The sequence below is a fragment of the Pseudomonas sp. CYM-20-01 genome (genome assembly GCF_023169845.1).
GTDB classification, from domain to species: Bacteria; Pseudomonadota; Gammaproteobacteria; order Pseudomonadales; family Pseudomonadaceae; genus Aquipseudomonas; species Aquipseudomonas azotoformans.
In genome coordinates, this window is the sequence record NZ_AP025169.1 from 6621525 (window position 1) to 6639420 (window position 17896).

16 protein-coding genes are annotated in these 17896 nt (G+C 60.2%); 6 read left to right on the forward strand and 10 right to left on the reverse strand.

All coding sequences use genetic code 11. The features are described 5' to 3' along the window. The first annotated feature begins 293 nt into the window (after positions 1 to 293). A complete protein-coding gene (locus M2497_RS30320) occupies positions 294 to 776 on the forward strand; it encodes a sn-glycerol-3-phosphate transporter (RefSeq protein WP_248485255.1) in 483 nt (160 codons plus the stop codon). Here M2497_RS30320 and M2497_RS30325 read toward each other — a convergent pair. From M2497_RS30325 to M2497_RS30345, 5 genes are all read right to left on the reverse strand, one after another. Then, entirely contained in the window at positions 773 to 1741 is a 969-nt protein-coding gene (locus M2497_RS30325) for a CDP-6-deoxy-delta-3,4-glucoseen reductase (protein WP_248485256.1), read from the reverse strand. The genes M2497_RS30320 and M2497_RS30325 overlap by 4 nt on opposite strands. After that, the gene (ubiD, locus tag M2497_RS30330; RefSeq protein ID WP_003176824.1) at positions 1741 to 3207 is read right to left on the reverse strand and encodes a 4-hydroxy-3-polyprenylbenzoate decarboxylase; all 1467 of its coding nucleotides are present in this window, start codon (positions 3205 to 3207) and stop codon (positions 1741 to 1743) included. Before ubiD ends, M2497_RS30325 begins: the two co-directional genes overlap by 1 nt. 135 nt (positions 3208 to 3342) lie before the next feature. Continuing rightward, positions 3343 to 4602 (reverse strand): transcription termination factor Rho, encoded by a 1260-nt coding sequence (gene rho, locus M2497_RS30335; protein WP_016973082.1) that lies wholly within the window; start codon positions 4600 to 4602, stop codon positions 3343 to 3345. 234 nt (positions 4603 to 4836) lie between these two features. Further along, complete coding sequence (gene trxA, locus M2497_RS30340; RefSeq protein ID WP_003213989.1) at positions 4837 to 5166, reverse strand: thioredoxin TrxA; 330 nt, start codon at positions 5164 to 5166, stop codon at positions 4837 to 4839. A gap of 121 nt (positions 5167 to 5287) precedes the next feature. Then, positions 5288 to 5983 (reverse strand): FCD domain-containing protein, encoded by a 696-nt coding sequence (locus M2497_RS30345; protein ID WP_248485258.1) that lies wholly within the window; start codon positions 5981 to 5983, stop codon positions 5288 to 5290. A 255-nt stretch (positions 5984 to 6238) separates the two neighbouring features. Between M2497_RS30345 and M2497_RS30350 the strand changes: the two genes are divergently transcribed. Genes M2497_RS30350 through M2497_RS30365 form a run of 4 tightly spaced genes read left to right on the forward strand, consistent with a single transcriptional unit; the run spans position 6239 to position 9079 of the window. After that, positions 6239 to 7024 (forward strand): transporter substrate-binding domain-containing protein, encoded by a 786-nt coding sequence (locus M2497_RS30350; protein WP_248485260.1) that lies wholly within the window; start codon positions 6239 to 6241, stop codon positions 7022 to 7024. A 15-nt stretch (positions 7025 to 7039) separates the two neighbouring features. Continuing rightward, complete coding sequence (locus tag M2497_RS30355) at positions 7040 to 7708, forward strand: amino acid ABC transporter permease (protein WP_017736949.1); 669 nt, start codon at positions 7040 to 7042, stop codon at positions 7706 to 7708. Then, the gene (locus M2497_RS30360) at positions 7705 to 8355 is read left to right on the forward strand and encodes an amino acid ABC transporter permease (RefSeq protein WP_058426444.1); all 651 of its coding nucleotides are present in this window, start codon (positions 7705 to 7707) and stop codon (positions 8353 to 8355) included. The genes M2497_RS30355 and M2497_RS30360 overlap by 4 nt, the downstream gene beginning before the upstream one ends. Then, the gene (locus tag M2497_RS30365; RefSeq protein ID WP_248485262.1) at positions 8342 to 9079 is read left to right on the forward strand and encodes an amino acid ABC transporter ATP-binding protein; all 738 of its coding nucleotides are present in this window, start codon (positions 8342 to 8344) and stop codon (positions 9077 to 9079) included. Before M2497_RS30360 ends, M2497_RS30365 begins: the two co-directional genes overlap by 14 nt. Here the strand turns inward: M2497_RS30365 and M2497_RS30370 are convergent. The 4 genes from M2497_RS30370 to M2497_RS30385 all read right to left on the reverse strand — a co-directional run bounded on the left by M2497_RS30370 (position 9060) and on the right by M2497_RS30385 (position 13589). Next, complete coding sequence (locus tag M2497_RS30370; RefSeq protein WP_248485264.1) at positions 9060 to 9590, reverse strand: hypothetical protein; 531 nt, start codon at positions 9588 to 9590, stop codon at positions 9060 to 9062. The genes M2497_RS30365 and M2497_RS30370 overlap by 20 nt on opposite strands. Then, complete coding sequence (locus M2497_RS30375; RefSeq protein ID WP_248485271.1) at positions 9580 to 12099, reverse strand: fimbria/pilus outer membrane usher protein; 2520 nt, start codon at positions 12097 to 12099, stop codon at positions 9580 to 9582. The genes M2497_RS30370 and M2497_RS30375 overlap by 11 nt, the downstream gene beginning before the upstream one ends. 7 nt (positions 12100 to 12106) lie before the next feature. Continuing rightward, entirely contained in the window at positions 12107 to 12799 is a 693-nt protein-coding gene (locus M2497_RS30380) for a fimbria/pilus chaperone family protein (protein WP_248488275.1), read from the reverse strand. Between the two features lie 139 nt (positions 12800 to 12938). After that, entirely contained in the window at positions 12939 to 13589 is a 651-nt protein-coding gene (locus M2497_RS30385) for a DUF1120 domain-containing protein (protein WP_248485273.1), read from the reverse strand. 442 nt (positions 13590 to 14031) lie between these two features. Between M2497_RS30385 and ppx the strand changes: the two genes are divergently transcribed. Then, the gene (ppx, locus tag M2497_RS30390) at positions 14032 to 15534 is read left to right on the forward strand and encodes an exopolyphosphatase (protein ID WP_248485274.1); all 1503 of its coding nucleotides are present in this window, start codon (positions 14032 to 14034) and stop codon (positions 15532 to 15534) included. Between the two features lie 138 nt (positions 15535 to 15672). Here ppx and ppk1 read toward each other — a convergent pair whose 3' ends face one another. After that, positions 15673 to 17895, reverse strand: coding sequence for a polyphosphate kinase 1 (ppk1, locus tag M2497_RS30395; protein ID WP_071494573.1), 2223 nt, complete (start codon positions 17893 to 17895; stop codon positions 15673 to 15675). Position 17896: the final 1 nt, after the last annotated feature.

Below are 17896 nucleotides of genomic sequence, written 5' to 3' on the forward strand. Positions count from 1 at the left end.
GCTCTGAGTTCTTACGATCGATCCGGCTGGCGGGCGGTGGCGGTCAGTGATTAGTGGTTGTGAAAGAGTCGGTAGTCCGTTGCGATATAGCTTAAGGATATTTATGTAACAAATTAAATACCTTTAAAGCATAAGTGATTGCATAAGCAAACTCGCCCATTCATCAGGATTGCGCGGGCCAATCCCGGTAGTTTCAGCCCCGGTTCAGCCTGGGAACGTGCCAAACCGTCAAAATGGCGCCCACCTTATGACCCACCTAGCCGAGCATCAAACCGACTATCGAGGTCGCACCCATGAAAAAATTCCGACTGCCTGGCCTGCTGTTCCTGGCCCAGGCCACCACCGCCCTGGCGGGCGAAACACCGGCCACCGAGGACGACAAAGGTTTCTGGTACGCGCAGACCAGCGTCTACACCCGGCACTTTGCGCCGGACCCGGACCACAACAACAACCAGGACCTGATCGGCCTGGAGCGCAATGAAGCCTCAGGCTTTGTGTATGGCGGGGCGACGTTTCGCAACTCGTTCAGCCAGCACTCGTACTACGCGTACGCGGGTAAACGCTACGACATGGCCGACTATCCGGTGTATTTGAAACTGACGGGCGGGGCGATCCAGGGCTATCGCGGCAAGTACCGCGACAAGATCCCGTTGAACCGTTTCGGCGTGGCGCCGGTGATCATTCCGTCGGTGGGCACGCATTACGGGCCAGTGGCGGCGGAATTGGTGTTGCTGGGGTTCAACGCAGCGATGGTGACGACCGGCGTACGATTTTAAGCACGCGGCGCATAGGCAAACACGTCGGCGCGCATCTGGTGCGCATCCATGCCGGCTTCGACCAGCGCATCCAGGGTGCCATAGATCATTGCCGGCGAGCCGCTGGCGTAGACGTGCACCGACTTGAGGTCGGCAATGTCTTCGCACACCGCTTCATGCAACAACCCGCAGCGCCCTTCCCAACCGCACAGGTCGCTGACGACTTTGTGCAAAAACAGGTTGGGCAGTTGCAACCATTGGTCCCAGTGTTCGATCTCGTAGAAATCTTCCGGGCGGCGCACGCCCCAGTACAGGTGCACTGGGTGCTTGAAGCCGGAGGCGCGGCAATGTTCGATCAGGCTGTGCATCTGCGCCATGCCGGTGCCGGCGGCGATCAACACCAGCGGCCCGTCCGGCAACTCGGCCAGGTGGGTGTCACCAAACGGCAGCTCCACACGGGCCATCTGGTTGCGTTGCAGTTGCGCAAGCAAAGTGCGGGCACTGTCCTCGCGAGCCAGTACATGCAACTCCAGCTCACGTCCGGCATGAGGCGCAGAAGCCAGGGAGAATGCGGATTTCTCGCCGTTCTCCCGCTCAATCATCAGGTACTGGCCGGCGTGGTAACGCACCGCCTTGCCGGCCGGTGCACGCAGGCGCACCCGCCACACGTCGCCACCGACCTCTACGCATTCACTCAATTGGCACGACAGTTTGCGCAACGGCAACTCTCCCGGCGCCAGCACGCCATCCCACAACACAACGCAATCTTCCAGCGGCTCGGCAATGCAGGTGTAGAACTCACCGTGATCACGCACTTCACCGGCCTGCTGTACGCGGCCTTCCACCAACAGCGCGGCGCACACATGGCACACGCCGTTGCGGCAGGCCTGTGGGCACTCGTAGCCCAGGCGACGCGCGCCTTCGAGGATTCGCTCGCCAGGGACCAGTTCCAGCACGGCGCCGGAAGGTTGCAGGGTTACACGCATCAATCTATTCCCAATTCTTTCCAGATCGCATCGACACGGGCGGTGACGGCTTCATCCTTGACGATCACCCGGCCCCACTCGCGGGTGGTTTCGCCCGGCCATTTGTGGGTGGCATCCAGGCCCATCTTCGAACCCAGGCCCGACACCGGCGAAGCGAAGTCGAGGTAGTCGATCGGCGTGTTGTCGATCATCACCGTGTCGCGCTTGGGGTCCATGCGCGTGGTGATGGCCCAGATCACGTCGTTCCAGTCGCGGGCGTTGATGTCGTCGTCGGTGACAATAACGAACTTGGTGTACATGAACTGTCGCAAAAACGACCACACACCGAGCATTACCCGCTTGGCATGGCCCGGGTACGACTTCTTCATGGTCACGATGGCCATGCGGTACGAGCAGCCTTCCGGCGGCAGGTAGAAGTCGGTGATCTCCGGGAATTGCTTCTGCAGGATCGGCACGAACACTTCGTTGAGCGCCACGCCGAGAATCGCCGGCTCATCGGGCGGCCGGCCGGTGTAGGTGCTGTGGTAGATCGGCTTGATCCGATGGGTGATGCGCTCGACGGTGAAGACCGGGAAGCTGTCGACTTCGTTGTAGTAGCCGGTGTGGTCGCCGTAAGGGCCTTCATCGGCCATTTCGCCCGGATGAATCACGCCTTCAAGGATGATTTCGGCGGTGGCCGGCACTTGCAGGTCGTTGCCACGGCATTTCACCAGCTCGGTGCGGTTACCGCGCAGCAGACCGGCGAAGGCGTATTCGGACAGGCTGTCGGGCACTGGGGTCACGGCACCGAGGATGGTGGCGGGGTCGGCGCCCAGGGCCACGGAGACCGGGAACGGTTTGCCGGGGTGCTTTTCGCACCACTCACGGAAGTCCAGCGCGCCGCCACGGTGGCTCAGCCAACGCATGATGACCTTGTTGCGGCCGATCACTTGCTGGCGATAGATACCGAGGTTCTGGCGGTCCTTGTTCGGGCCTTTGGTGACGGTCAGGCCCCAGGTGATCAGCGGGCCCACGTCACCGGGCCAGCAGGTCTGCACCGGCAGCATGGCGAGATCGACGTCATCGCCTTCGATGACCACTTCCTGGCACACCGCGTCCTTGACCACTTTGGGTGCCATGGCAATGATCTTGCGGAAGATCGGCAGCTTCGACCAGGCATCCTTCAGCCCCTTGGGCGGCTCAGGCTCCTTGAGGAAGGCCAGCAGCTTGCCGATCTCGCGCAATTCGCTGACCGACTCGGCACCCATGCCAAAGGCCACGCGTTCGGGCGTTCCGAACAGGTTGCCGAGCACCGGGATATCGAAGCCGGTCGGGTTCTCGAACAGCAGCGCCGGGCCCTTGTTGCGCAGGGTACGATCGCAAATCTCAGTCATTTCCAGCACCGGGGAAATCGGCATCTGGATACGTTTCAACTCTCCGCGCTGCTCAAGTTGCTGCACGAAATCCCGAAGATCCTTGAATTTCATTAACCATGCCACCCGTAAAATAGGCGTACATCCTACCTGCTCCAGGGTGCGTTTGCCTGCCAGCAGCGCTTAAAAAACGGGCACAAAAAAATGGCGCCCCTGGGGGCGCCATTCTTCAGGACCTGAAACGTCGTATTACTTACGCTTCATCGACAGGAAGAACTCGTCGTTGGTCTTGGTGGTTTTCAGCTTGTCGACCAGGAACTCGATGGCGGCTACTTCATCCATCGGGTGCAGCAGCTTGCGCAGGATCCACATGCGCTGCAGCTCGTCGTCAGCGGTCAGCAACTCTTCGCGGCGGGTGCCGGAACGGTTGATGTTGATCGCCGGGAACACGCGTTTTTCCGCGATGCGACGGTCCAGGGGCAGTTCCATGTTGCCGGTACCCTTGAACTCTTCGTAGATCACTTCATCCATCTTCGAACCGGTTTCAACCAGTGCGGTGGCGATAATGGTCAGCGAGCCGCCTTCTTCGATGTTGCGCGCGGCGCCGAAGAAACGTTTCGGTTTCTCCAGGGCGTGGGCATCGACACCACCGGTCAATACCTTGCCGGAGCTCGGGATCACGGTGTTGTAGGCACGGGCCAGACGGGTGATGGAGTCGAGCAGGATCACCACGTCCTTCTTGTGTTCGACCAGGCGCTTGGCCTTCTCGATCACCATTTCGGCAACCTGCACGTGGCGGGTTGGCGGCTCATCGAACGTCGAGGCAACCACTTCGCCGCGCACGGTGCGCTGCATTTCGGTTACTTCTTCCGGACGTTCATCGATCAGCAGCACGATCAGGTGAACTTCAGGATTGTTACGCGCGATGTTCGCTGCAATGTTCTGCAGCATGATGGTCTTGCCGGCTTTCGGCGGCGCGACGATCAGGCCACGCTGGCCTTTGCCGATCGGGGCGCACAGGTCGATCACACGACCGGTCAAGTCTTCTGTGGAACCGTTACCGGCTTCCATCTTCATGCGCACGGTCGGGAACAGCGGGGTCAGGTTCTCGAAGAGAATCTTGTTTTTCGCGTTCTCGGGACGGTCGAAGTTGATCGTGTCGACCTTGAGCAGGGCGAAATAACGCTCGCCTTCCTTCGGTGGGCGGATCTTGCCAACGATGGTGTCACCGGTGCGCAAGTTGAAGCGACGGATCTGGCTCGGCGAGACGTAGATATCGTCTGGGCCGGCGAGATAGGACGCGTCAGCAGAGCGGAGGAAGCCGAAGCCGTCCTGGAGAATCTCCAGCACGCCATCACCGGAGATTTCCTCGCCGCTTTTCGCGTGCTTCTTGAGCAGGGAGAAAATCACGTCCTGCTTGCGCGAACGGGCCATATTTTCTATGCCCATTTCTTCGGCCAATTGGAGCAGGTCGGTAATCGGCTTTTGCTTGAGTTCAGTCAGATTCATATAGGAATGACGTAATCATTTATGGAGGGGGGAAATTAAGCTTTTGGCTTAATGAGGCCGCGCCGCAGAGAAGGCGACAGGATCGCGTACTAATCGAAAAGGAATGCGTCGGCGACGGCTTGCAGGGGGCAGTGGAGAAACCAGTGCGGGGCCGAATGTACCACCTGAGTTTCGGAGCGTCTAGCCCTGTTTCACGAAAAAGCCCCGCTATTTGCGGGGCTTTTTTGACGACGCTTAGATGTTCGCGTCGAGGAAAGCTTGCAGCTGAGACTTCGACAGCGCGCCTACTTTGGTCGCTTCGACGTTGCCGTTCTTGAACAGCATCAGGGTCGGGATACCACGCACGCCATGCTTGGCAGGGGTTTCCTGGTTATCGTCGATGTTCAACTTGGCAATGGTCAGCTTGCCTTCGTAGGTAGTCGCAATGTCGTCCAGGACTGGAGCGATCATTTTGCAAGGGCCGCACCATTCAGCCCAGTAGTCAACCAGCACCGGGCCTTGAGCCTTGAGTACTTCGGCCTCAAAGGTCGCGTCGGTGACGTGCTTGATAAGATCGTTGCTCATGGATGTCTCCGGATTGTAAGCAAAAAAAACGTGGCCCATCATAGCTGCCCTTCCCCCGTTCAGGAAGCCGCCTCTGATTGAGTCTTCCTATGATGGCCCATGAGTTTGGGTATCGCCCAACTCAGGGCGTGACGGGGGTCACGAAGGCAATACCGGTGCGCAACGCCGCATTGCGCACGTGTTCCTGCATGGTTTTCTGCGCCGCCGCGCTGGCGCGTCGGGCCAGGGCGCGCACTATCCGGCGGTGCTCCTGCCAGGTTTCCATGGCCCGTTCCGGTCGGATGAACGGTAGCTTCTGGCTCTCCAGAAAAACCTCGGCACTCGCGCTCAGGATGCTCACCATCGCCTGGTTGCCACTGGCGAGCAGGATGCGCTGGTGAAATTCGAAGTCGAGCCGGGCGGCGGCTTCGAAGTCGCCGGCCTTGAGGACCTTGCGCATGGCCTCGACATTGTCTTCCAGGCTGTCCAACTCATCGATGGTCAGCGTCACCGCCGCCAGCCCCGCCGCAAAACCTTCCAGGGCATAGCGCAACTGGAAGATATCCAGTGGCGTGGCCTGCGCAGCGAAGGGCCAGGCAAACCCCGGCGCCTCCTCGGCGGTCTGCACGAACACGCCCTTGCCCGGCTGCACACTGACCACACCCAACGCGCTGAGGGATGACAACGCCTCGCGCAACGACGCCCGGCTCACCCCCAACTGCACCGCCAGATCCCGTTGCGACGGCAACGCATCGCCCGGTCCGAAGCCTTGCTCCTTGATCAGTTTGCGAATGGCCTGCAGGGCCGCTTCCGGTACGGCTTGGGCGATGGAATTCATAAAAAACTCAAGGTTCCAGTCAACTGAGTGGCTAGTTGTAAAGCTATTCGTGGCGGGCGGCAAGCCACGCCCCAAAGGGGCTCGCGAGGTTTTGCCGACGCTCGAAAACAGTGCGCAAAGCCCCTGCACTGTTCAGACCAGTCCGACCACCAAAACTCAATAAATACTGGCCCTGCAGACGATTCAGAAGGTGATGGCATGCGCTGTGCACTGGGCAAATCCAGAAAATCCCTTCGCCCTTCTCGGAGAGTTGCCATGACCAAGCGCTACAGCGCCCTGCTTACTGCCCTGTTTGCCAGCCTGATGCTGAGCCAGGCACCCGCCCAGGCCAATGGTCTGGACGACATCGTCGCCCGTGGCACCCTCAAGGTCGCCGTACCCCAGGACTTCCCGCCCTTCGGCTCGGTCGGCCCCGACATGAAGCCACGCGGCCTGGACATCGACACCGCCAAGCTGCTGGCCGACCAGCTCAAGGTCAAGCTGGAACTGACCCCGGTCAACAGCACCAACCGTATCCCGTTCCTCACCACCGGCAAAGTCGACCTGGTGATCTCCAGCCTGGGCAAGAACCCTGAGCGGGAAAAAGTCATCGACTTCTCCAAGGCCTACGCACCGTTCTACCTGGCCGTGTTCGGCCCGCCTGACGCCGCCATCAGCAGCACCGACGACCTCAAGGGCAAAACCATCAGCGTGACCCGTGGCGCCATCGAAGATATCGAACTGACCGCCGTCGCCCCCAAGGAAGCCACGATCAAGCGCTTCGAAGACAACAACTCGACCATCGCCGCCTACCTGGCCGGCCAGGTCGACCTGATTGCCAGCGGCAACGTGGTAATGGTGGCGATCAGCGAACGCAACCCCAAACGCGTACCCGCGCTGAAGGTGAAGCTCAAGGACTCGCCGGTGTACGTAGGCGTGAACAAGAACGAGCCGGCCCTGCTGGAGAAGGTCAACCAGATCCTGATCGCGGCCAAGGCCGATGGCAGCCTGGAAAAGAACGCTATGCAATGGCTGAAAGAGCCACTGCCCGCCGATCTCTGAAAGCGGAGCTGACCCATGGCGTATCAATTTGACTTTGTGCCGGTGCTGGCCAACACCGACCTGCTGCTGCGCGGCGCGCTGTTCACCCTCGAGCTCACGGCCATCGGCGCCATCCTCGGCGTGGCCCTGGGCACCGTCGGCGCTGTGGTGCGGGCGTGGAAGATCCAGCCGTTCGCCTGGTTCTTCGGCGTTTATGTCGAGTTGATCCGCAACACGCCGTTCCTGGTGCAGTTGTTCTTCATCTTCTTCGGCCTGCCGTCCCTGGGGCTGAAGATCACCGAGTGGCAAGCCGCCGTGCTGGCGATGGTGATCAACCTGGGCGCGTACTCCACGGAAATCATCCGCGCCGGTATCCAGGCCATTCCGCGCGGGCAACTGGAAGCCGCTGCCGCGCTGGCGATGACGCGCTTCGAAGCCTTCCGCCACGTGGTACTGCTGCCGGCGCTGGGCAAGGTGTGGCCGGCCCTGAGCAGCCAGATCATCATCGTGATGCTCGGCTCGGCGGTGTGCTCGCAGATCGCGACTGAGGAGCTGAGCTTTGCCGCCAACTTTATCCAGTCGCGCAACTTCCGTGCGTTCGAAACCTATGCCCTGACCACCCTGGTGTACCTGTGCATGGCGCTGATGATTCGCCAGTTGCTCAACTGGATCGGCCGCCGCTTCGTAATGAGGAACAGTCGATGAGTGATTTCTCGTTCTGGGACATCGTGCGCAACCTGGCCACCGGCCTGCAATGGACGTTGCTGCTGTCACTGGTGGCGTTTGTCGGCGGCGGCGTGATCGGCTTGCTGGTGATGACGATGCGCATCAGCCGCAACGCCTTCCCGCGCAATGTCGCACGCACCTATATTGAGCTGTTCCAGGGCACGCCGCTGTTGATGCAGCTGTTCCTGGTGTTCTTCGGCATTGCCCTGCTCGGTGTGGATATCTCGCCCTGGCTGGCGGCGGCGATTGCCCTGACCCTGTTTACCAGCGCCTACCTCGCCGAAATCTGGCGTGGCTGTGTCGACTCCATCGCCCACGGGCAATGGGAAGCGTCGGCCAGCCTGGCACTCAACCCGCTGGAGCAACTGCGCTACGTGATCCTGCCCCAGGCACTGCGCATTGCGGTGGCACCGACGGTGGGCTTCTCGGTGCAGGTGGTCAAAGGCACCGCCGTGACCTCGATCATCGGCTTCACCGAACTGACCAAGACCGGCGGCATGCTCGCCAACGCCACGTTCGAACCCTTCATGGTCTACGGCCTGGTGGCCCTTGGTTACTTCTTGCTCTGCTACCCCCTGTCCCTCAGTGCCCGCTACCTGGAAAGGAGACTGCATGCCTCTGCTTAGAATTTCCGCCCTGCATAAGTATTACGGCGATCACCATGTGCTCAAGGGCATCGACCTGACCGTGGATGAAGGCCAGGTGGTGGCGATCATCGGCCGCAGCGGCTCGGGCAAATCCACGTTGCTGCGCACGCTCAACGGCCTGGAATCCATCAACGACGGCGTGATCGAGGTCGATGGCGAATACCTCGACGCCGCCCGTGCGGACCTGCGCAGCCTGCGGCAGAAAGTCGGCATGGTGTTCCAGCAGTTCAACCTGTTCCCGCACCTGACGGTCGGCGAGAACGTCATGCTCGCGCCACAAGTGGTGCAGAAAGTACCCAAGGCCAAGGCAGCCCAACTGGCCAAACAGATGCTGGAACGCGTCGGGCTTGGCGAGAAGTTCGACGCCTTCCCCGATCGCCTGTCCGGCGGGCAACAACAGCGTGTGGCGATTGCCCGCGCCCTGGCAATGTCGCCCAAGGTGCTGCTGTGCGATGAAATCACTTCAGCGCTGGACCCGGAACTGGTCAATGAAGTGCTCAGCGTGGTGCGCCAATTGGCCAAGGACGGCATGACCCTGATCATGGTGACTCACGAGATGCGCTTCGCCCGGGAAGTCGGCGACAAGCTGGTGTTCATGCACCAGGGCAAGGTGCATGAAGTGGGCGACCCGAAGGTGCTGTTCGCCAACCCGCAAACCGCCGAGCTGGCCAACTTCATCGGTTCTACGGAACAGCCGAACTGACCAGCTCGAATTGACCACGCCCCTCCAGCAGCATCTCCCGACGTACTGAGAGGGCATCGGCCGGCAATTGAACCGCTATCTCCACCAGGGCCGTCAGCCGACGGCCCGTCACCGGCGCATCGCCTGCTGTCGCATACAACGCCCGCCCCGGTAACAGCTGCCCACCAGAGGCTTCATCGGGCTGCCACGACACCGGCCTGCCGTCGACCTGAGCCTGCCTCAGGTTCAAGGTGAAACGCCCTTGCCGCCCGAATTGAAAGCCTTGTGCATCGGCGGCGACACCGCTGAAACGCAGCGCCATTGCCGCAGGATCCGCGCAAAGCACGCTCAGGTGCAGCGTACGCGGCGTGTCGAGCGTCATTGTCGCCCTGCCGGAGGACGCTTGCGAAGGGCGAATCACCCCGTAGTCGACCCGGTGCTCGCTCAAGGTCATCCGGCAGTTTTCAGCCTGCGCCTGGCTCGCCACAAGGGCCACCCACAACAGCCACAGGCTTCGGCGTTTAGCGAGCATGGCAGACCACCGGCGCGGTTTCATAGAATTGGTCATCGTCAGGCTCTTGCTCCGGATTGACTTGCAGCAGACAGGATTGCGAATTCGGTAATGAAACCTTCAAGGTTTGCAGCCCATCGATGTTGCTGAGGAAAATCATGCCCTCACCCACCACACTGGTCACAAAACTGTTGTCCTGCCCGAACACCGCCGCCCCTTGAGGCAAGGGCCGACCCTGTTCGTCCTGGGCTTCGAGCAATAGACGACGCACTTTCACCACATCAAAGTTGAGAATATTGACTGACCCACGACCGGCAGCGAGCACTTTGGTCCCGTTCTTCAAGTCGACGCGTTTGGGCAGCGACTGGGTCTGAACCTGCAGATGGTTGTTGCTGTAGGCCTGCAGACCGGGGATCACTGCCTGACCGCTGAAATCGGTCCATACCGGCCCTTGGGGCGTCGAGACCTTGGCCGCTCCGATATCTCCCACCGACACAATGCCAAAGGTGTCCTGCACGGCATACGGCGAGAAGGTCACGCCGTGCTCATGGGCCACGATGCCGCCTTGCAGTTGGCCGGAATAGTTGGTGTTCGAAGGGTCACGGCTGACGCCCAGGCTCACGCGGGTATACAGCGGCAAGACATCCACACGACCACGCACGCTTTGCTCCCGTTCTTTCACGTCCCGATCAACACCGACTTCATAGTTCACATAGTCGTTGACCCGCTCACTGAGCGCGGTACCGGCATCCAGCCGGTCACCTCGACGACTGACGTAAGTGCTCATGCGCCGATCATTGCCGAGGGGCATCGTGACCTGCAGCCTGACAGACGTACCCTCGTCCAGCCGCTCGTCGCGGCGGCCACCTCGAATTGGGTCCGGGCGCCGAGGGGCGGTCGCACCGACCTGAGCGTCGGCGATGAGTGCGACACCCACGCCATTGAAGGTGTCGTTCCATGAGGCAAAGAGGTGATCGTTGGATTGCCCGTCAAACTGCGAGTTACGGGTGAAACCGAGGGAGAAACCACCCAGGGACGGCGCCGCCCAGCTCAAACCTGCCGTGTACTGGCGTTTGAAACGCGCATCGAGGTTATACCCCCGCGACGCCTGACCGGCGTCCAGTACCTCCCGGTAGCCGCGGCTCTGCGTCGAGGCGCTCAGGTTGATATCAAGGTTGGCGAATAATGGAGTCCCCAAAGACAGCGTGCTACGTGCACCGCCCACCTCATCTTGAGCATCACGGGACACGTTATGGCGCACGCCCACGGTCACCCGATGGAAAAACACACTGCTCAGGGCCCCCCCTGCCGACTGGTACTCATCGGTACCCAGCAAACCGAAACCCAGCGACGAATGCGGACTAAGCCCCCAAGTGCCGCTGCCCATGGCGACCACGGGCGACTCCCGACTTTCGGTAGACGTTTCACGCACCTTACCGAGGGAAAAGTAGTAGCCCGGCGCAACCGGAACCCCACCACGAAAGGAAGCAGCAGGCACCACGAAACTGCGCTTTGCCCCACGCACGTCGATCACGCTCACATCGAGGTCGCTGGTACTGTTCAGCAACGGTAAACCGGTCAGCCTGAACGGGCCTTCCGGCACCAGGGTGGAGTGAATCAATGCGCCCGACTGACGGACTTCGACCCGCGACTGACTTTGCGCCAGCCCTTCGACTACCACGTTGCTGTCGCCCGCGCCGGTACGCTGCTGGCCATCCGGGGAGAACTGCAAGCCGGTCAGCTGTACCCCGCCAAAGATCGGGTTGTTGCTGGAAATCTGTCCCACCTGGAAGGTCGACTGCAACGCCGCGATGTCACGCTGGGCATAGGCATTCACGTGTTCGGTGCGCGTCTTGCCATTGTCGGAAACATAAAACTGGCGACTGCGAACAATCCAGTTCCCCAGGTTGAATCCCGCCTCCGTATAGGCCGATACGAAGCGACTTGGCCCACTGCGCGAGTGGGTATCGAAACCCAATACGTCGTAGTTGAAGATGGCGGCCGCGCCACCCTCGGAAAAATTACCGCCCTCCCATTCCGGTGCTCGCAGGGACTGGGTCGGCACCACCAGGGTGACCTCATCGCTGCTGGGGCGCAGCCGCACCATGGTCGCTGGGTATTCTCCAACAAAATCATGGCATGCCTGATCGGGAGTAACGCCCTCGCTCAGAAGCCTGGACGGGGTGATCAGACCGGCCTTTGCCAGTAACGCCGGGGTGAAGCACAACTGACCCTGGTAATCGAAACGGGCGTCAACCAATCCCAGCGGCGTGCCATTGACTCGCAGTCCGACTATATGGACACCTTCGCGAAAGCGCGCTGCGCTGCGAAAGTATTCAGACACCTGTGGATCAATCCCGAGGGAGTTCAATGCGACCAGGTCAAAGCCTTCCCCCAGCCCAACCGCTGCGCTCGTGCCTGGCAGACTCCACAGCGTCGCGAGCCCCAATAAAAACCTGGAGCGCGCCTGGGCGGAACCACTGCACGGTACCCGTTTGGCGGGGCGACCTGATTGCCGGATCTTTTTCATAGGCCCGTCAATCCGCTTCTGCCGTGACGGGCGTGCGGTAACTGTCCACCGTAAACCCATACACCGTGGCCGGGTGAATCTCCACCGCCACCACTCCCGCCACCGAGCCTGCCGACGCGAGCGTCAGCACTTCGCCCGGCAGGATGTAGGTTCGCGGCAACGTTGCTACGCTTGCCTGCGGATGCAGCTGTACTTCCATCCCCAGGCGGACGACGTAAGCGCTGTTGTTGTGGACCCTCAACTGATCCCCTTTACGTTCCCATGTCAGCAACTGCCAGGGCGCGTCATGCCTGGGTAAGCCTTTGGGGTGCAGGATCAATGGCAGGCTCTGGCGCAAGGTGATACCAATGGTCGCAGCGCCGGGCGCACGTGCCTCAGGGATACCTTCAAAGGAAACGCGTTTCAGGCGCTGGGTCTTGAGCGGCTGCTTGGCGGTACTGATGAAGCGAACAAGTTGTGTCTCGCCCGCTTCAACCCGAGTAATCGGGGGCGTCACGATCAACAAGTGTTCGAGGTCTTCGGGTATGTTTTGTATGACTGAATGAAGCAAGGCAGGGCCAGGATCCGTGTTTTTAATATTAAGCGTTGCCTCGCCTTCTTCTTCATTCAGAATAACAACGGTTGTTTCGGGCTGCATGCCGTCGGCTACGGCCATGCCGCACAAAAAAAGGGACACGCTTATATATCGCAACAGCGACATAACGGTTATTGATAAAACATTCACCGATTTTCCCCACAGCCAAAAAGTCGAACATCAACAATTGCACACATTAAAACTGCCGACATTTAGCGGAGACACGAAAGTATCTTCAGCTTAATGTCGGCTGTTAAAGGCGTAGTTAGATGTAATCCACTGACAGACTGGTGCGACCGTCCAGCGTTACATCGCGGGTCAGGTCCAAATCGTTCGTGCGGTTGATAACGGCTTTCACTTCAAGCATGCCAGTCAGACTGGTGATGAATGCAGGCACCGCAGTGGTACCACTACGCCACGAATACTGGGCAGGCGATTGGGCGACCTTGCCGTCACTGCTTCCCCACGCCGCCCCCTGACTGCTGCGCATGATGGGGTTCAGGGCCCCGCTGGACGATTGCAGGTTTTTGAGAGTAACGGAGTACCCACCGGTACGCTTGCCATTGGCGATACCCAGGCCGTAGTTTTGAGCCTCGGTGAACCCAGCACCGAGGATGCCTGGCACCTTGCTCGCGGATTGCAGGTCACTCAGCGCTACTCGAAACTGCGCGGGCGTTTGGCCGCAACTGATGTTCAAGTTGACCGTTTTTGGTGCAAGAGAAGTGAACTGCGTCGGGGACAGGCTTGCGGCTGGAATTGTCTGGTAATCGACGATGCCGCCGCCGGTGAGGCTAAGGTTGCAGGCCACCGGTTTGATAGTCCCTCGTACAATCAGTTCAGCCACATTCGTTGCATGAGCCCCGATACTCGCGGCCAGGCAAAGAACACCCACTGTCATACCAAGCATTTTTTTCATAGTTAACCTGTCATCTGTAATCAGCAGGTGAATTTACGATGATAAGAATTCTGACCATACATAAATAACACCACGGCGAAATTGCCGGATGACAGTCTGTCGTTTTGGCGCCCGATTAAAGAATCAGATGGGGCGCCAGTTGTTGTGGGAACCGTAAAAACAAACAGTGAGCCATATCAAAACACCGAGTAGGCACAAATACATAACCAATAAATTATTAACCGCCCCCTTGTAGGCAAAATCATAAACAGCATGATGACAATAAAAAGTTAAAGACTCCTACAAAGATAAAACCGCTTTCGTTGATAGCCCTGAAAACCGCCTTACATTTCCCACAAGAATTCCTCACAGACACCCGCAGGAAAATTACCGGCGCACTACGCGTTGGCTCCAGCGGTCGATCGTGGCACGATGGTCAGGTTATCGACCGAGACCCCAAACCATGCCGCAATCCCAAGCCAAGAATCTGTCCCTGATCGCCGCCATCGACCTGGGCTCCAACAGCTTTCACATGGTCGTGGCCAAGGCCCAGAACGGCGAAATCCGCATCCTTGAGCGGCTCGGAGAGAAAGTGCAACTGGCTGCCGGGATCGACGACGAGCGCCAGCTCAATGAAGAATCCATGCAACGCGGGCTCGATTGCCTGAAGCGGTTTGCGCAACTGATCAACGGCATGCCGCTGGGCGCCGTTCGAATCGTCGGCACCAACGCGTTGCGTGAAGCGCGCAACCGTGGCGAATTCATCCGCCGCGCCGAGGAGATCCTCGGGCACCCGGTAGAAGTCATCTCCGGCCGTGAAGAAGCCCGTCTTATCTATCTGGGCGTGTCCCACACCCTGGCCGACACCCCGGGCAAACGCCTGGTCGCCGACATTGGCGGGGGCAGTACCGAATTCATCATTGGGCAAAGATTCGAGCCATTGTTGCGCGAAAGCCTGCAGATGGGCTGCGTCAGCTTCACCCAGCGCTACTTCAAAGACGGCAAGATCACCCCGGCGCGCTACGCCCAGGCCTACACGGCGGCGCGGCTGGAAATCATGAGCATCGAGCACGCCCTGCATCGCCTGACCTGGGATGAAGCCATCGGCTCGTCCGGCACCATCCGCGCCATCGGCCTGGCGCTGAAAGCCGGCGGCCATGGCACCGGCGAGGTCAACGCCGAAGGCCTGGCATGGCTCAAGCGCAAGCTGTTCAAGCTGGGGGATGCCGAGAAAATCGACTTCGACGGTATCAAGCCTGATCGTCGCGCGATCTTCCCGGCCGGTCTGGCGATTCTCGAGGCGATCTTCGATGCTCTTGAACTGCAACGCATGGACCACTGCGACGGCGCCCTGCGTGAAGGCGTGCTCTACGACCTGCTGGGTCGCCATCACCACGAAGACGTGCGTGAGCGCACGCTCACTTCGTTGATGGAGCGTTACCACGTCGACCTGGAACAAGCCGCCCGCGTCGAGCGTAAAGCCCTGCACGCCTTCGACCAGGTGGCCGAAGACTGGGACCTGGAAGACGGCGTCTGGCGCGAACTGCTGGGCTGGGCCGCGAAGGTGCATGAAGTGGGCCTGGACATCGCCCACTACCATTACCACAAGCACGGCGCCTACCTGATCGAGCACTCGGACCTGGCCGGTTTCTCCCGTGAAGACCAGCAAATGCTCGCCCTGCTGGTGCGCGGCCATCGCCGTAACATCCCCAAGGACAAATTTGCTGAATTCGGCGACGAAGGCATCAAGCTGATCCGCCTGTGCGTGCTGCTGCGCTTTGCGATCCTGTTCCACCACATCCGTGGCACCCAGGAAATGCCCCAGGTGACGCTGCGTGCCGACGGCGACAGCCTGGACGTGGTGTTCCCGAAAGGCTGGCTGGATGAGAACCAACTGACCCAGGCGGATTTTGGCCAGGAAGCGGAGTGGTTGACGCGAGTGGGGTTCAGCCTGAACCTGCGTTGACCTGACCTGAAGAACGCTGCAAAACAAATGTGGGAGGGGGCTTGCCCCCGATGGCGGTGGACCAGTCAATGAATCTGTTGACTGACACTCCGTCATCGGGGGCAAGCCCCCTCCCACATTTTCAGACCGCGTCGGTTTTTAATTCACCGACAGAATCGGGCTACCCAACTTCTCCAACAACGTCGCCTGCGCACTGCGCGGGTTCTGGTTGCCGGTCGGCGTGTTGCGCACGTAGCGACCGTCCGACTGCAGGCTCCAGCTGTGGGTGTTGTCGGTGAGGTAGCTTTCCAGCTCCTTCTTGACCCGCATGATCAACTTCTTGCCTTCGACCGGGAAGCAGGTCTCTACACGCTTATCGAGGTTGCGCTCCATCCAGTCGGCGCTGGAGAGGAACATCTGCTCTTCGCCGCCGTTGAGGAAGTAGAACACCCGCGTGTGCTCCAAGAAGCGGCCGATGATCGAGCGCACATGAATGTTGTGCGAAACCCCGACAATGCCAGGGCGCAGGCAGCACATGCCACGCACCACCAGGTCAATGCGTACGCCGGACTGGCTGGCCTTGTACAGCGCGCGGATGATCTTCGGATCGGTCAGCGAGTTGAACTTGGCGATGATGTGCGCCGGCTTGCCGTCGAGGGCGAACTGGGTTTCGCGGGCAATCATGTCGAGCATGCCCTTCTTGAGCGTGAACGGCGCGTGCAGCAGCTTCTTCATGCGCAAGGTCTTGCCCATGCCGATCAACTGGCTGAACAATTTGCCGACGTCTTCACACAAGGCGTCGTCGGAGGTCAGCAAGCTGTAGTCGGTGTAGAGCTTGGCGTTGCCAGCGTGGTAGTTGCCGGTGCCCAAGTGGGCGTAACGCACGATCTCACCGGCTTCACGGCGCAGGATCAGCATCATCTTGGCGTGGGTCTTGAAGCCGACCACGCCGTAGATCACCACCGCACCGGCTGCTTGCAGCCGGCTGGCCAGTTGCAGGTTGGACTCTTCGTCGAACCGCGCACGCAACTCGATCACCGCGGTGACTTCCTTGCCGTTACGCGCGGCGTCAACCAAGGCATCGACGATTTCCGAGTTGGCACCGGAACGGTACAGGGTCTGGCGTACAGCCAACACATGCGGGTCCTTGGCGGCCTGGCGCAGCAGGTCGACCACGGGCGTGAAGGACTCGAACGGGTGCAGCAGCAGGATGTCCTGCTTGCTCACCACGCTGAAGATGTTCTCGCTGTTTTGCAGCAGTTTCGGGATCTGCGGGGTGAACGGCGTGTATTGCAGCTCCGGATGGCTGTCCAGGCCGGTGATGCTGAACAGGCGCGTCAGGTTCACCGGGCCATTGACTTGATACAGCTCGGTCTCGCCCAGGTTGAACTGCTTGAGCAGGTAGTCCGACAGATGTTTCGGGCAGGTGTCGGCCACCTCAAGGCGCACCGCATCGCCGTAGCGTCGCGAGAACAGCTCGCCGCGCAGGGCACGGGCCAAGTCTTCGACATCTTCGGAGTCCAGCGCCAGGTCGGCGTTACGGGTCAGGCGGAACTGGTAGCAGCCTTTTACCTTCATGCCCTGGAACAGGTCATCGGCATGGGCATGGATCATCGACGACAGGAATACATAGTTATCACCAGCGCCCCCCACCTCTTCCGGTACCTTGATGATCCGTGGCAACAGACGCGGCGCCGGGATGATCGCAAGGCCCGAGTCGCGGCCAAAGGCGTCGATACCTTCCAGCTCCACGATGAAGTTGAGGCTCTTGTTCACCAGCAACGGAAACGGGTGCGTCGGGTCCAGGCCGATCGGTGTGATGATCGGCGCGATCTCGTCGCGGAAGTAACGACGCACCCAGGTCTTGATCTTGGTGGTCCAGTGACGGCGGCGGATGAAGCGGACCTGATGTTTTTCCAGCTCCGGCAGCAGGATGTCGTTGAGGATCGCGTACTGGCGATCCACATGGCCGTGCACCAGCTCGCTGATGCGCGCAAGTGCCTGGTGCGGCTGCAGGCCGTCGGCGCCGGCCTGTTCACGGGCGAAGGTGATCTGCTTCTTGAGGCCGGCAACACGGATCTCGAAGAACTCATCCAGGTTGCTGGAGAAGATCAACAGGAACTTGAGCCGCTCCAGCAGCGGGTAGGACTCATCCAGCGCCTGTTCCAGCACGCGAATGTTGAATTGCAGTTGTGACAGCTCGCGGTGGATGTACAGGCTGCTGTCATCCAGGTTGGTCACCGCCGCTACCGGGGCCGGCACGGGCGGTTCGGCCACCACGACGGGCGCGGCGGGCTCATGCTCCGGCGGGGTCTCGGTGACTTGTTCAACCACCGGGTGAGCGTCTTTTACGGCAACTTCTGTGAGTCCTTCGGTATTCATC

Coding starts and splice junctions, on each gene's coding strand:
- M2497_RS30320 (WP_248485255.1), top strand. CDS start 294: ATGAAAAAATTCCGACTGCCTGGCCTGCTGTTCCTGGCCCAGGCCACC.
- M2497_RS30325 (WP_248485256.1), bottom strand. CDS start 1,741: ATGCGTGTAACCCTGCAACCTTCCGGCGCCGTGCTGGAACTGGTCCCT.
- ubiD (WP_003176824.1), bottom strand. CDS start 3,207: ATGAAATTCAAGGATCTTCGGGATTTCGTGCAGCAACTTGAGCAGCGC.
- rho (WP_016973082.1), bottom strand. CDS start 4,602: ATGAATCTGACTGAACTCAAGCAAAAGCCGATTACCGACCTGCTCCAA.
- trxA (WP_003213989.1), bottom strand. CDS start 5,166: ATGAGCAACGATCTTATCAAGCACGTCACCGACGCGACCTTTGAGGCC.
- M2497_RS30345 (WP_248485258.1), bottom strand. CDS start 5,983: ATGAATTCCATCGCCCAAGCCGTACCGGAAGCGGCCCTGCAGGCCATT.
- M2497_RS30350 (WP_248485260.1), top strand. CDS start 6,239: ATGACCAAGCGCTACAGCGCCCTGCTTACTGCCCTGTTTGCCAGCCTG.
- M2497_RS30355 (WP_017736949.1), top strand. CDS start 7,040: ATGGCGTATCAATTTGACTTTGTGCCGGTGCTGGCCAACACCGACCTG.
- M2497_RS30360 (WP_058426444.1), top strand. CDS start 7,705: ATGAGTGATTTCTCGTTCTGGGACATCGTGCGCAACCTGGCCACCGGC.
- M2497_RS30365 (WP_248485262.1), top strand. CDS start 8,342: ATGCCTCTGCTTAGAATTTCCGCCCTGCATAAGTATTACGGCGATCAC.
- M2497_RS30370 (WP_248485264.1), bottom strand. CDS start 9,590: ATGCTCGCTAAACGCCGAAGCCTGTGGCTGTTGTGGGTGGCCCTTGTG.
- M2497_RS30375 (WP_248485271.1), bottom strand. CDS start 12,099: ATGAAAAAGATCCGGCAATCAGGTCGCCCCGCCAAACGGGTACCGTGC.
- M2497_RS30380 (WP_248488275.1), bottom strand. CDS start 12,799: ATGTCGCTGTTGCGATATATAAGCGTGTCCCTTTTTTTGTGCGGCATG.
- M2497_RS30385 (WP_248485273.1), bottom strand. CDS start 13,589: ATGAAAAAAATGCTTGGTATGACAGTGGGTGTTCTTTGCCTGGCCGCG.
- ppx (WP_248485274.1), top strand. CDS start 14,032: ATGCCGCAATCCCAAGCCAAGAATCTGTCCCTGATCGCCGCCATCGAC.
- ppk1 (WP_071494573.1), bottom strand. CDS start 17,895: ATGAATACCGAAGGACTCACAGAAGTTGCCGTAAAAGACGCTCACCCG.